The following is a 12,594-nucleotide window of genomic DNA, read 5'->3' as shown; positions in this document are numbered from 1 at the left end:
TGACAGTTCTCGCTGCGCGAGAGAGAAGGTTGCATCAGTCAATCGTCAGATGCTCGCCGAGGGCCATTGCCAGTATCTGCACCCTGATTTTCATGAAGTGGGTCGCTCCGGGCAGCATGACACGCGTGACGACGTGCTCAAATCAGCGTGCGAGGAGCAGGCGAGCCTGGATATCAGAATCCATGCAGAAGGAGATTATTGTCTGCGTCTTTCGGCAGAATCCGCGCTGCTTTTCTATCGTTCCGCCAATCTTCGTGCCGATGGGTCGTGCGAGCGCTGGGCCAGACGCTGCTCGTTGTGGTGGTTGACGCCACATGGCTGGCAGTTGCGATTCCATCAGGGAGCGCCCATCGGCCCCTCACCGTGAAACGGCTGCCTTCTGGGCAGCCGTCTCGCGGTTCTCATCCGATCGATGCCGGCTTGCGGTTTGTCAGGGAGCGGGCTCGGCGCTTCCCTGGGTAGCGACACCTGACGCCGCCTTGGGTCGCTGCACCACGTTGAGCGCCTTGAGCAGGTTCAGCGCCTCCCCCAACTGGTAGTCGTTGGCCGCGACCGGGGTGTCGGGGTTGTCCGCCGCCTGGTCGGGATTGCCGTTCAACAGGTGCCCGCGCAGGTTGGACTCGCGAAGCTGGAAGCTGCTGTTCTCCTCGACCTCCAGGCGGCCGCTGACCACGCGGACGTCGGGTGCGATGCCCTCGGCCTGGATCGAGCGCCCGCTGGGGGTGTAGTAGCGCGCCGTGGTGAGCTTGAGCCCGTCGCCGTTGCCCAGCGGCATCACCTGCTGCACCGAACCCTTGCCGAAGCTGCGCGTGCCCATCAGCACGCCACGTCCTTGATCCTGCAGCGCCCCGGCGACGATCTCGGCGGCGGAGGCGCTGCCCCCGTTGATCAGCACCACCAGTGGCACGTCGGGAGCGGTCGTATCGGCGTGGGCGGTAAAGCGCATGTCGTCATCGACCAGCCGGCCCTTGGTGTAGACCACCAGGCCGCTGGAGAGGAACTGGTCGGCCACGTCGACGGCGCTGGAGAGCACGCCGCCGGGGTTGTTGCGCAGGTCGAGCACCAGCCCCTTCAGCGGCCCCGGTTTCAGCAACGACTCCAGCGCGTCATGTGTCTGCTGGCCGGTCCGGCTCTGGAACTGGCTGATCCGCAGATAGCCGTAGCCGGGTTCCAGCAGGCGGCTGGAGACGCTCTCGGACTGGATCGACTCGCGGGTCAGCGTCAGGTTGCGGGGCTCCTGTTCGCCGTCCCGCAGCAGCAACAGCTCGATATCGGTACCGGCCTCGCCGCGCATCAGGTCCACGGCTTCCTGCAGGCTCAGATTGCTGGTCGGCGTGCCGTCGATGGCCACGATGCGGTCGCCCGGCTGAATGCCGGCACGGGCGGCCGGGGTGTCGTCGATGGGCGCGATGACGGTGAGCTGGTCGTCACGCAGGCCGATCTCGATGCCGACGCCGCTGAATTCGCCCTCGGTGGTCTCGCGCAGGTTCTGGAAGGCATCGGCGTCGAGATATTCGGAGTGGGGGTCGAGCTGACTGAGCATGCCTCGCATGGCGTTGCGCAGCAGGGTCTTGTCGTCGACCTGCTCCACATAGGTCCGCTTGATGCGCTCGAAGACCTCGGCGAAGGTCTGGACGTCCTCCACCGGCAAGCCGTTGGCGGCATCCTGCTCGGCCTGGGTGGGAGCGCCGGCGGTACTGTCCTGCTGGGCCTGGGCGACCGGGGCCAGACCCAGGATCAGTATCAGCGCGGCGCCCAGCGTGGGAACGAAGGCGGCTCTCCGGGCGAGAAGATCCGCGCGGGCAGGCCCTGGCTTCAGGCGGCTTGAATTCATGCGGTCTCCGCGACTCGAGCTGGGTGGATTCGCTGGCGCCGATACCCGAGGCGTCTGGCGATACCGATATCCGTGAAGGAACGGCGTTTGATAACCCAGCATAGCGTTTCGTCGGGCCGATGATCCAGCTTGCCGATCAGCGTTTGGCAATCCAGTTGCCGGGATTGATCGGATTGCCGTTCTGACGCACCTCGAAATAGAGTGCCGGCCTCGATTGACCGCCGGTATCGCCGACTGCCCCGACCGTCTGCCGGTTGGAGACCTGCTGCCCGGGATCGACGTCGATCTGCTGGAGATGGGCATAGAGCGTGAGAATGCCGTCGCCATGGTCGAGGATCAGCAGGTTGCCGAAGCCGCGCATCCAGTTGGCGAAGACCACCCGGCCGGCATGCACGGCCTTGACTGCCGTCCCCGTGGGCGCCCCGATCAGAATGCCGTTGCGATTGACGCCCTCGCCGCTACCGTAACTCGACAGCATCGCTCCCTGGACGGGCCATGGCAGGCCGCCTCTGGTCTGACGGATATCGGTCGAAGGGGGCGGCTTCTTCAGGTTGGCGAGCTCTTTCTGCATCCGGTCCAGCAGGCGTTCGACGTGGGCACGATCCTGGTTGAGATCCTCGAGACGAGCCTGCTCGCTGTCGTAGCGGCCGTTCAGCTTGGCCACCAGGGCCTGACGCTCCTTCAGGTTCTTCGCCAGGCGCTGCTGCTGCTGTTCGAGATCGGCCTGGACGTCATCCAGGCGTGAGCGCCGCTGATCGATCTCCGCCAGGTTGTCGTCCAGTTGACGATTGATCTCCCGGAGCTGGTCGAGGCGCTCCCGGCGTGCCGACGACAGCGCATTGAGATAGTGCTGGAGTCGATCGACCTCGGCCGGATCGTCCTGATTGAGCAGCAGCTTGAGCTGCGGCGTGGTGCCGAGGCGATAGAGCGCATCGAACTGCCGCGCCAGCGCCTCGCGCTGCCGCTGGCGATCGGCGGCCAGGCCCTGGCGACGCCGTTCGAGATCGGCGACCTCGTCGTCCAGTTGCCGTCGCTCCGCCTGCAGCGCGTCGAGACGCTGGTGGGTCTGGCCGATCGCCGTCTCCACCTGCTTCAGGTCATCCTGGGCGTCGCCGCGAGCGGCCTGGGTATTTTCCAGCTTGCCCTGCAGCGCCTGGATATCGGTCGCCAGGCTGTCCAGTCGCGCACGGGCCTCCTGGGGGTTGGCCTGGCCGAAGACGGAGCCGGCCAGCAGCAAGCTGCCGGCCAGCAGGAGAGAGAGCCCGATTCTGCGTTGCCCGCGCCGACAGGAGAGGGTGTCCTCGCTGGGTCTCACGTCGGGCGAACCCTGGCATGGACGATGGTCTGAGACGAGCCTGCGTTACGCATCATCGATCAGCACGTCACCCGTCATCTCTTCGGGAGCCGGCTGGCGCAGCATGTGCAGCAGCGTCGGCGCCAGGTCGCAAAGCCGACCATCCGACTTGAGCCTGGCGGCCTTGTCGCGGCAGACGTAGACCAGCGGCACCATGAACGTGGTGTGGGAGGTGTGCGGATTGCCGGTCTCGGGGTCGACCATCATCTCGGCATTGCCGTGATCGGCCGTGACCAGGCATTCGCCGCCCGCTTTCTCGATCGCCTCGACGACGCGGCCCAGGCAGGTGTCGACGGCCTCGATCGCCTTGGTGGCGGCGCCCAGGTCACCGGTATGCCCCACCATGTCGCCGTTGGCGTAGTTGCAGATGATCAGGTCGTACTTGCCGCCCTCGATCGCCTCGACCAGCGTGTCGGTGAGTTCGAAGGCACTCATCTCCGGCTTCTCGTCGTAGGTCTTGACGTCCTTGGGCGACTGGATCAGGGCACGATCCTCGCCGTCGAACTTCGCCTCGCGACCGCCGGAGAAGAAGAACGTCACGTGGGCGTACTTCTCCGTTTCGGCGATGCGCAGCTGGGTGAGACCGTGGCTCTCCGCCACCTCGCCCAAGGTATTGACCAGGTCTCGCGGCGGGAAGGCGACCGGCGTGTCGATGTCGTCGGCATACTGGGTCAGCATCACCAGCCCCTTGCCGGCCAGCTTGACCCTTTCCCCCCGGTCGAAGCCGTCGAAGTCCGGATTGACGAAAGCGCGGGTCAGCTCGCGGGCGCGATCGGCGCGGAAGTTGAGGAACAGCGCCGCGTCGCCATCGGCCATGGCGATCTTGTCGCCGCTCGGCCGCACCGCCGTGGCGGCGACGAACTCGTCGGTCTCGCCGCGTTCGTAGGCCGCTGCCAGGGCGGCTTCGGCACTGTCGGCAACGTGCTCGCCCTCGCCGAAACGCACCACCCGATAGGCCTTCTCGACACGGTCCCAGCGATTGTCGCGATCCATCGCGAAGTAGCGGCCGACGATCGAGGCGACGAAGCCGTTGTCGGCACCGACCAGCTCGGCCAGGCGGGCGTTGGCGCGCTCGATCGAGGCGCCGGCGCTTTTCGGCGCGGTATCGCGACCGTCGGTGAAGGCGTGGAGATAGATTCGCTTGGCGCCGCGTTCGGCGGCCAGGGCGGCCACGGCCAGCAGATGATCTTCGTGGCTATGGACGCCGCCGGGAGAGAGCAGGCCCATCAGGTGGACGGCCTTGTCGTTGGCGACCGCGTCGTCGATCGGTGCGGTGAGCGGTTCGATGGTCTTCAGTTCGTCGTCGGCGATCGCCTTGGTGATGCGGGTGAAATCCTGGTAGACGATCCGGCCGGCACCGATGTTCATGTGGCCGACTTCGGAGTTGCCCATCTGGCCTTCGGGCAGACCGACGTAGTTGCCATCGGTGTGGATCAAGGTGTTGGGATAGTCGCGCTTGAGGCGATCCATCACCGGGGTATCGGCGGCGGCGACGGCGTTGTTGGCGCTGTCGTCGTTCTGGCCGTAGCCATCGAGAATCAACAGTGCGACGGGACGCGGAGTGCGGGAAGTATCTGCCATGACAAGCCTCGAAAAATCGGATGGGCGGCGTGAGTCGTGTCGAAACCTATCGTTCGGCACCGGAGATGCTGGAACCTGCCGTTCTGGAATTCGTCGTTTTGGAACGAAGGCCTCAAAGGATAGCGCACCGGGCGAGTCGGGTCAGCCGTCTGCCTTGCGCTTGCCTCGTTTCACCGACGCCCTCGTGTATAATGGCCGGCGCCCGCTAGCGGGCCAGGATTTTCAGCCGTTCGCGTCCCGAGCCACGAAGGCTTCCACGCCGAGGTGCAAGACGCGGTTTGACGCAGACGCGCCAAGGGCGGAGTCGCACGCCGTGAAGGCGTTTCGCGATCCCATTGGCCCCAGATTTAGAGTGTCGGCAGACCCATGATCGATCAGTTGTTCGAATTCGTCGAAAACCATCCGCTGCTGGTCAGCGCCTTTCTGGTCGTCCTGCTCGCGTGGCTGGCGTTCGAGGCCAAGCGTGGCGGTGCCTCCGGTGTTTCCACCACCGAGACCACCTCGCTGATCAACCGTGAAGACGGTGTGGTGATCGATATCCGTGAGAGCAGCGAGTTCAAGGCCGGGCATATCGCCGGTGCCAAGAACATTCCGCAGTCCCGGCTCAAGGAGCGTCTGACGCAGCTCGAGAAGTACAAGGAGACGCCGGTCATCGTGGTCTGCAAGCAGGGGCAGTCTGCCGGTGCCGCCGTCACCGAACTCACTCAGGCTGGCTTCACCCGGGTCTACAAGCTCAAGGGCGGCATGGCACAGTGGCAGGCCGACAGCCTGCCGGTGGTGCGCCGCTGAGCCGGGCCCCGCTCGCCGAATCGCCATCGCCATGCTGCCCGGCACGCCGGCCGGTCGGCATGGCCAGTCATTCAGGAACGTACGTAAAGGAAACGCATCATGGCGGAAGACAACAATCAGCAGGGTTCCCAGGAAAAGCCGCAGCTGCAATTCTCCCTGCAGCGCATTTACGTCAAGGACATCTCGTTCGAGTCGCCCAACGCGCCGAGCGTCTTTCAGCAGCCGTTCAAGCCCAAGGTCGGTCTGGATCTCGATACCACCAGTCAGTCGGTGGGTGAGGACCTCTATGAGGTCGTGGTCAAGGTGACCGCTCAGGTCTCGAACAACGAGGATGGCGCCACGGCGTTTCTGGTCGAGGTCGAGCAGGCCGGTCTGTTCCGCATTGCCGGCCTGGCCGGCGACCAGCTGGACCACACGCTGGGCGCCTTCTGTCCCAACGTCCTGTTCCCCTACGCCCGGGAGTGCATCGACAGCCTGGTCGGCCGTGGCAGCTTCCCTCCGCTGATGCTGGCGCCGGTGAACTTCGAGGCGATGTACGCCCAGAAGAAGCAGCGCACCGCCCAGGCCAGCGAAACCACCCAGTAAGCCCGGGTCATGGCCAAGCCACGCATCCATGTCGCCGCCAGCCTGATCGCTGGCGGCGATGTCGTTCTGCCCGAGGGGCCGGCGCGTCACGTCGCGCTGGTATTACGGCTTCGCCAGGACGCGCCGTTGATCCTGTTCGATGGCGAGGGTCGCGAGGCGCAGGCGCGGCTGATCGAGGTGGGTCGCAAGCGGGTCGTCGCCCGGATCGAGGCGGTGACGGAGATCGCGACGGAATCATTGCTGCGGGTTCATCTCGGGCAGGCGATCTCCAAGGGCGATCGCATGGACTATGCGATCCAGAAGTCCGTGGAACTGGGCGTGGCCGCGATCACGCCGCTCTATGTCGAGCATGGCGATGTGCGGCTCAAGGGCGATCGCGAGGCGAAGAAACTGGCGCACTGGCAGGGCGTGGCGATCAGCGCCTGCGAGCAGTGCGGGCGGGCGACGGTACCGCAAGTTCACCCCCCACGGACGCTGGCGGAGTGGCTCGGCGAGCGTGACGAAGCGCTGCGTCTGGTGCTGCATCCCGCCACCGACGATAGCTGGCGGCCGGCGGATGCGGTCGACGCTGCCGCGCTGCTGATCGGCCCCGAAGGTGGGCTCAGCGCCACCGAAGTCGATGCCGCCCGCCGCGCCGGCTTCCAACCGCTCACCCTCGGGCCGCGCATTTTGCGTACCGAGACGGCGCCGGTGGTGGCGCTGGCGCTGCTGCAGCACCACTACGGGGATCTTTAGCCGCAGGCCAGGTGCGTCGCGCGGTCTGGCACCGGATGCCGGCCAACAAAAACACCCCGCCAGCCGAAGATCCGGTTGGCGGGGTGTTTTGACATTCAATCGCTGACAGCTGCTGGCGTGCGTCGTGCCGGGCGATTACAGCTCGAGATCGTACTCGACGATCAGCGGGGCGAACTCGCTGAAGGTCGCGTCGGTATCGATCCAGGCGTCCTTCACGTTGCGCCGGAAGTTGGGACCGACGATCTGGTAATCGAGGCGCCAGCCTTCCTGACGGGTCCGCGACACTTCCTGATCGAGCTTGGGCCACCAGGTGTACTGGTCGGCATCCCGATTGACCTCGCGGAAGGTGTCGATGAAGCCGGTCGGTCCGAACACCTGATCCATCCAGGCGCGCTCTTCGGGCTTGAAGCCGGGCGTCGTCTGATTGTCGGTCCAGTTGGCGAGATCGAGCGTCTTGTGCGCGATGTGCCAGGTTCCGCAGATGATGTACTCGCGACGCTTGCGAGCCATCTTGTTCAGGTACTCCAGATACTGGGTCATGAACGTCTGCTTGGCGGCCGGATCGTCGTCGCCGCTGGGCATCAGGAAGGTCGCGATGCTGAAGCGGTCGTAGTCGGCCTGCAGGAAGCGCCCTTCGTTGTCGCACTGCTCGAAGCCAAGCCCGTACATGATGGCCTTGGGAATCTTGCGGCAGTAGAGCCCCACGCCGGAGAATCCATCCTTCTCCGCATCCAGGAAATAACCTTCGTAACCTTCTGGATAAAGGATACTGTCATCGAGCTCGAAGCTCTTGGCCTTCAGGTTCTGCACGCAGACGACGTCAGCATCCTGTTCGGCCAGCCAGTCGAGGAAGCCCCGCTCGACGGCCTCTCGGATCCCGTTCACATTGATGCTGGCGATTTTCATACAGTGTTCCTTCTTTGTCGCGCGTGTATGATACCCGAGCTTGAAAGGTTTAGGTAAATGACTGCTTCGTTTGGCCAAAACGGTAGCGGTCAGTCAAGATTCACGAGGCCATGCAATAAGGACTTAGGGAGACCCCGGGGTGAGCGTCGAGATTCAGCCGTATCAGCAGGAGTTCATCGAGTTTGCGATCGCCGAAGGGGTGTTGCGCTTCGGTGAGTTCACGCTCAAGTCCGGTCGTGTCAGTCCCTATTTCTTCAATGCCGGCTTGTTCCGCTCCGGCCGTGCCCTGGCTCGCCTGGGGCGTTTCTACGCCAGTGCCATCGCCGACAGCGGCATCGAAGCCGATGTACTATTTGGTCCAGCTTACAAGGGTATACCGCTGGCGGCGAGCACAGCCGTTGCTCTGGCCGATCACCATCAGCGCGATCTGCCTTTTGCCTTCAACCGCAAGGAGGCCAAGACCCACGGTGAGGGTGGCAACATCGTGGGCGCCGAACTGCGCGGCAACGTCCTGATCATCGACGATGTCATCACCGCCGGAACGGCAATCCGCGAGGTCATGCAGATCATCCGAGCGGCCGGGGCCCGGGCCGCTGGCGTCGTCATCGCGCTCGACCGTCAGGAGCGTGGCCAGGGTGACGAGGGCTTGAAGCCGCACAGCGCCATCCAGGAAGTCGAGGCGACGTATCATATGCCGGTTGTCAGCATCGTCAACCTCGATCAACTGCTTGCCTATCTCGAAACCCGGCCAGGCCATGGTGACGATGGCACATCCATCGCCCAGCACGCCGAAGCCATCCGCGCCTATCGTGATCGCTACGGCGTCACCGACGCCCACTGAGCCGAGCCCTGATCCCGTGTCCGGCAGCCGTGCTCACGGTCGCCTAGATCGGTTGCAGCCGGCTCGCGGCGGGGCGTTACAAAAGGTTTAAAAACACCGTTTGATAATTTCCCAGATTATGTCACGCTTAAGCGAGTGGTCCAACGCGTTTCGACGCGAATCTCGGGAGACGTATCATGATCAAGCGCAACAGGATGAAACCGTGGGGCTTTGCCCTTGCCACAGCGACCTTTGTCTTCGCCAGTCAACAGGCGATGGCGTTGAGCGTTTCCGCCAACGGTGGTGACGACTCCTTCGGTGTCGAAGCCAGCCAGACCATCCTGCCCTCGGTGCGGGCCGGCGTCGGTTACCTGAACACCGACGACAGTGGCCATAACGCCAAGGCCTACTCCGGTTCGCTGATGTTCACGCCATGGATTCCCGGCATCGATCTCGCCGTTGGCGGACGTTACCAGTACCAGGACACCCACTACGGCAATGGCGGCGGCCTGGGGCTCGGCGGTTCCGCGTTCGTCGACACGCCCATTCCGTTGACCTCCATCGGTGCCTACGGTTTCTACACGCCGGAAGGGCTGGCCCACGGCGACATCGACAAGAGCTACGAGTACGGCGCCCAGGCGCGGGTCAACATCATTTCGCAGACCTACGTCTACGGCGGCTATCGCTATATGCGTACCGACTTCGATAACGACGACGGCCGTACGCTGGACAGCGGGCCGGTGCTCGGCGTCAGCGTCGGCTTCTAGGACATTCCAGGCCACGGCGCCGGCTTCGCGGTAGAACGAGGAGGCCGGCGCCGTCGTGGGGGCGCTGTAGAAAGCGGTGTCGATTGCGTATGATGCGAGAGTCACCCGCCTCCGAGCTGGCCGCCATGCTTGATATCGTGCTGTTCGAGCCCGAAATCCCGCCCAATACCGGCAATATCATCCGGTTGTGCGCCAATACCGGATTTCGCCTGCATATCATCGAACCGATGGCCTTCGAACTCGACGACAAGCGCTTGCGCCGCGCCGGGCTCGACTATCACGAGTGGGCCCGGGTCCAGGTCCACGCCAACTGGGCGGCGTTTCTCGAAACCGTCGGGCCGGAGCGTGTGTTCGGGGTCTCGACCCGGGGTCGCCACGGTTATCATCACATCCATTTCCGCGAAGGCGACGCCCTGGTCTTCGGTCCGGAAACCCGCGGCCTGCCCCAATCGATGCTCGAAGCGCTGCCTCCCGCGCAGCGCCTTCGCATCCCGATGCTCGCCGATAGCCGCAGCCTGAACCTGTCGAACGCCTGTGCGCTGATCGTCTACGAAGCGTGGCGCCAGATGGATTTCGCCGGTGCGGTGGATGTCTGAGCGCGGCGTGATCCGTTGACCTACAGCCGTCGAGTCATGAACACGCTGTACGGGTCTTCCCGGTAGCTGCCGAACGGCTCGCAGTAGGTGAATCCGAATGCCTCGTAAAGCGCTCGGGCCGGGGCGAAGTGCGCCATCGGGCCGGTCTCCAGGCTCAGCCGCTGCAGGCCGGCGGCACGCGCCTCCTCGATCAGGTGCGCCAGGATCGCCCGCGCCACGCCTTTGCGTAGATGGTTCGGATCGGTGCGCATCGACTTGATCTCGGCGTGCGTATCGTCGAGGCGCTTGAATGCGCCGCAGCCCAGCAGCTCGTTATCTTCCCAGGCGGTGTAGAAGTGAACCTCCGGGCGTCGCAGCCCGTCGAGATCCAGCGCGTGACGGCTCTCGGGCGGAGAGTGTGGCTCGAAGTCCTTGAGATGGGCTTCCAGCATGGCGGCGATTTCGGGGCCGTGGAGATCGTCTCTTTTGATCTGCATGAGGTGTATCATTCCCGCGTTGTTGTTTTGACTCTGTCGTCCTGATTCCGTCGTGCTCTTTCTCGACGCTTTCTTCACCTCTGCGATTCTGCCCTCATGTCCGATATTCGCCAACGTCTTGCCAAGCTCAACCCGCGCCAGCAGGAGGCGGTGCGCTTCATCGATGGCCCCTGCCTGGTGCTGGCCGGCGCCGGCTCGGGCAAGACCAGCGTGATCACCACCAAGATCGCCTATCTGGTCCAGGAGTGCGGGATGAGCGCGCGCAAGATCGCCGCGGTCACCTTCACCAACAAGGCCGCGCGAGAGATGAAGGAGCGCGTCGGGCAGATGCTCAAGGGGCGCGAGGGGCACGGCCTGACCGTTTCGACCTTCCACAACCTGGGGCTCAACATCATCCGTCGCGAGCTCAAGGCGCTGGGCTTCCGTCCCGGTTTCTCGCTGTTCGACCCGGAAGACGCCAAGGCGCTGCTGCGCGACCTGATGCAGAAGGAGGCGGACACCGATGCCGAACAGATCAACGGCGTGCAGAACCAGATCTCCCAGTGGAAGAACGACCTTGTGCTGCCCGGACCGGCGATCTCCCATGCGGAAGACGAAGACCAGCAGTACGCCGCGCGGATCTACGAGGCCTATAACCGCCATCTCAAGGCCTACAACGCGGTCGATTTCGACGACCTGATCATGCTGCCGGTGGTGCTGCTCAAGACCGATCCCGAGGCCTTGGCGCGCTGGCGCAAACGTATCCAGTACATGCTGGTGGACGAGTATCAGGACACCAACGTCAGTCAGTACCAGCTGGTGAAGATGCTGATGGACGAGCGCGCCACCTTTACCGTGGTGGGGGATGACGACCAGTCGATCTACGCCTGGCGCGGCGCCCGGCCGGAGAACCTGGTGACGTTGGGTGAGGATTTCCCGCGTCTCAACGTGATCAAGCTGGAGCAGAACTACCGCTCCACCGCGACCATCCTGCGCGCCGCCAATACGCTCATCGCGAATAACCCTCACGTCTACGAGAAGACGCTGTGGTCGGACATGGGCCAGGGCGATCCGATCCGGGTGGTGGTCAACCGCCACGAGGAGGCCGAGGCCGAGCGCGTGGCCGGCGAGATCCTGACCCGCCGCATCAAGGAGCGGGCAGAATGGCGCGACTTCGCCGTGCTCTATCGCGGCAACTTCCAGGCGCGGCTTTTAGAGCTCAAGCTCCAGCACCATCAGATTCCCTACAAGCTCTCCGGCGGCACCTCGTTCTTCTCGCGCAACGAGATCAAGGATGCCATGGCCTACCTGCGGCTGCTGATCAACCCGGACGACGACAACGCCTTCCTGCGCATCGTCAACGTGCCGCGCCGGGAGATCGGCCCCGGCACGCTGGAAAAGCTCGCCAACTACGCGAGCGAGCGTGGTGGCTCGATGTTCTCGGCCTGCCATGAGATGGGGCTGGAGCAGGTGCTGCCGACGCGTGCCGTCGAGCGGCTGGGGCGTTTCGCCCACTTCATCGACGGCGTGCGCAAGCGCATGGACCAGGGCGACGCCATCGCCGCGATCCGCGAGATGATCCGCGACATGGACTACGAAGCCTGGCTCTACCAGAACGCCAGCGCGCCGACCATCGCCGAGCGCCGCATGGCCAACGTCTGGACCCTGATCGACCAGCTCGAGAAGTCGATGCACCGCGACGACGAGGAGGGTGAGGCCAGTGAGGAGACCGACGATGTGCAGTCGGCGATCTCGCGGCTGGTGCTGCGCGATATCCTCGAGCAGCAGGCCGAGGAGGACGACTCCGACCGGGTCCAGCTCTTGACGATGCACGCCTCGAAAGGGCTCGAGTTTCCCCACGTCTATCTGATGGGGCTGGAAGAGGAGCTGTTGCCGCACCGCAACTCGATCGAATCCGGCACCATCGAGGAGGAGCGGCGCCTGGCCTATGTCGGCATCACCCGCGCCCGGCGCACGCTGACGCTGACACTCGCGCGCCAGCGCAAGGCCTACGGCGAACTGCTCGACTGCACGCCGAGCCGCTTCCTCGACGAACTGCCGGCGGATGATCTGGAGTGGGAAGGCCGCGCCGACAAGGAGAACCCCGAGAAGAAGCAGGAGCGTGGCCAGAGCGCCATCGCCGGGCTGCGTTCGCTGCTAGGCTAGAGATTC

13 protein-coding genes are annotated in these 12,594 nt (G+C 64.4%); 8 read left to right on the top strand and 5 right to left on the bottom strand.

Annotated features, from left to right (window positions below; genetic code table 11):
• The first annotated feature begins 49 nt into the window (after nt 1-49).
• A complete protein-coding gene (locus tag DOM45_RS20505) occupies nt 50-367 on the top strand; it encodes a DUF4440 domain-containing protein (protein ID WP_425353337.1) in 318 nt (105 codons plus the stop codon).
• 63 nt (nt 368-430) lie between these two features.
• On the opposite strand, the gene DOM45_RS14185 is transcribed toward DOM45_RS20505, so the two are convergent.
• The 3 genes from DOM45_RS14185 to gpmI form a co-directional block, all read right to left on the bottom strand.
• The gene (locus DOM45_RS14185; RefSeq protein ID WP_110601548.1) at nt 431-1,834 is read right to left on the bottom strand and encodes a S41 family peptidase; all 1,404 of its coding nucleotides are present in this window, start codon (nt 1,832-1,834) and stop codon (nt 431-433) included.
• A 136-nt stretch (nt 1,835-1,970) separates the two neighbouring features.
• Nucleotides 1,971-3,149 (bottom strand): murein hydrolase activator EnvC family protein, encoded by a 1,179-nt coding sequence (locus DOM45_RS14180; RefSeq protein ID WP_240612400.1) that lies wholly within the window; start codon nt 3,147-3,149, stop codon nt 1,971-1,973.
• 45 nt (nt 3,150-3,194) lie between these two features.
• Nucleotides 3,195-4,769 (bottom strand): 2,3-bisphosphoglycerate-independent phosphoglycerate mutase, encoded by a 1,575-nt coding sequence (gene gpmI / locus DOM45_RS14175; RefSeq protein ID WP_110601547.1) that lies wholly within the window; start codon nt 4,767-4,769, stop codon nt 3,195-3,197.
• 366 nt (nt 4,770-5,135) lie between these two features.
• On the opposite strand from gpmI, the gene DOM45_RS14170 reads away from it, so the two are divergent.
• The 3 genes from DOM45_RS14170 (at nt 5,136) to DOM45_RS14160 (ending at nt 6,878) form a co-directional block, all read left to right on the top strand.
• Nucleotides 5,136-5,558, top strand: a complete 423-nt coding sequence (locus DOM45_RS14170) for a rhodanese-like domain-containing protein (RefSeq protein ID WP_110601545.1) — start codon at nt 5,136-5,138, stop codon at nt 5,556-5,558.
• Between the two features lie 99 nt (nt 5,559-5,657).
• Nucleotides 5,658-6,143, top strand: a complete 486-nt coding sequence (gene secB, locus DOM45_RS14165; protein ID WP_110601544.1) for a protein-export chaperone SecB — start codon at nt 5,658-5,660, stop codon at nt 6,141-6,143.
• A 9-nt stretch (nt 6,144-6,152) separates the two neighbouring features.
• Nucleotides 6,153-6,878, top strand: coding sequence for a 16S rRNA (uracil(1498)-N(3))-methyltransferase (locus DOM45_RS14160; RefSeq protein ID WP_110601542.1), 726 nt, complete (start codon nt 6,153-6,155; stop codon nt 6,876-6,878).
• A gap of 135 nt (nt 6,879-7,013) precedes the next feature.
• Here DOM45_RS14160 and DOM45_RS14155 read toward each other — a convergent pair whose 3' ends face one another.
• Entirely contained in the window at nt 7,014-7,784 is a 771-nt protein-coding gene (locus tag DOM45_RS14155; protein WP_110601541.1) for an exodeoxyribonuclease III, read from the bottom strand.
• 139 nt (nt 7,785-7,923) lie between these two features.
• Between DOM45_RS14155 and pyrE the strand changes: the two genes are divergently transcribed.
• From pyrE to trmL, 3 genes are all read left to right on the top strand, one after another.
• Nucleotides 7,924-8,625: an orotate phosphoribosyltransferase gene (gene pyrE / locus DOM45_RS14150; RefSeq protein WP_110601539.1), complete on the top strand. Its 702-nt coding sequence runs from the start codon at nt 7,924-7,926 to the stop codon at nt 8,623-8,625.
• A 176-nt stretch (nt 8,626-8,801) separates the two neighbouring features.
• Nucleotides 8,802-9,371 carry a YfaZ family outer membrane protein gene (locus DOM45_RS14145; protein ID WP_232822152.1) on the top strand — a complete coding sequence of 190 codons (570 nt, stop codon included), beginning with the start codon at nt 8,802-8,804 and terminating at the stop codon, nt 9,369-9,371.
• A gap of 125 nt (nt 9,372-9,496) precedes the next feature.
• On the top strand, nt 9,497-9,967 hold the full coding sequence (gene trmL, locus DOM45_RS14140) for a tRNA (uridine(34)/cytosine(34)/5-carboxymethylaminomethyluridine(34)-2'-O)-methyltransferase TrmL (protein ID WP_110602090.1): 471 nt from the start codon (nt 9,497-9,499) through the stop codon (nt 9,965-9,967).
• Between the two features lie 20 nt (nt 9,968-9,987).
• Here the strand turns inward: trmL and DOM45_RS14135 are convergent, their stop codons facing one another.
• Nucleotides 9,988-10,443 (bottom strand): GNAT family N-acetyltransferase, encoded by a 456-nt coding sequence (locus DOM45_RS14135; protein ID WP_110601537.1) that lies wholly within the window; start codon nt 10,441-10,443, stop codon nt 9,988-9,990.
• Between the two features lie 96 nt (nt 10,444-10,539).
• On the opposite strand from DOM45_RS14135, the gene rep reads away from it, so the two are divergent.
• Nucleotides 10,540-12,588, top strand: a complete 2,049-nt coding sequence (rep, locus tag DOM45_RS14130) for a DNA helicase Rep (protein ID WP_110601536.1) — start codon at nt 10,540-10,542, stop codon at nt 12,586-12,588.
• The last annotated feature ends 6 nt before the right edge of the window (nt 12,589-12,594 follow it).

The organism is Salinicola lusitanus, from assembly GCF_003206045.1.
Lineage (GTDB): Bacteria > Pseudomonadota > Gammaproteobacteria > Pseudomonadales > Halomonadaceae > Salinicola > Salinicola lusitanus.
The sequence above is the reverse complement of the archived record's forward strand: the minus strand, read 5'-3'. Positions and strand labels throughout refer to the sequence as shown.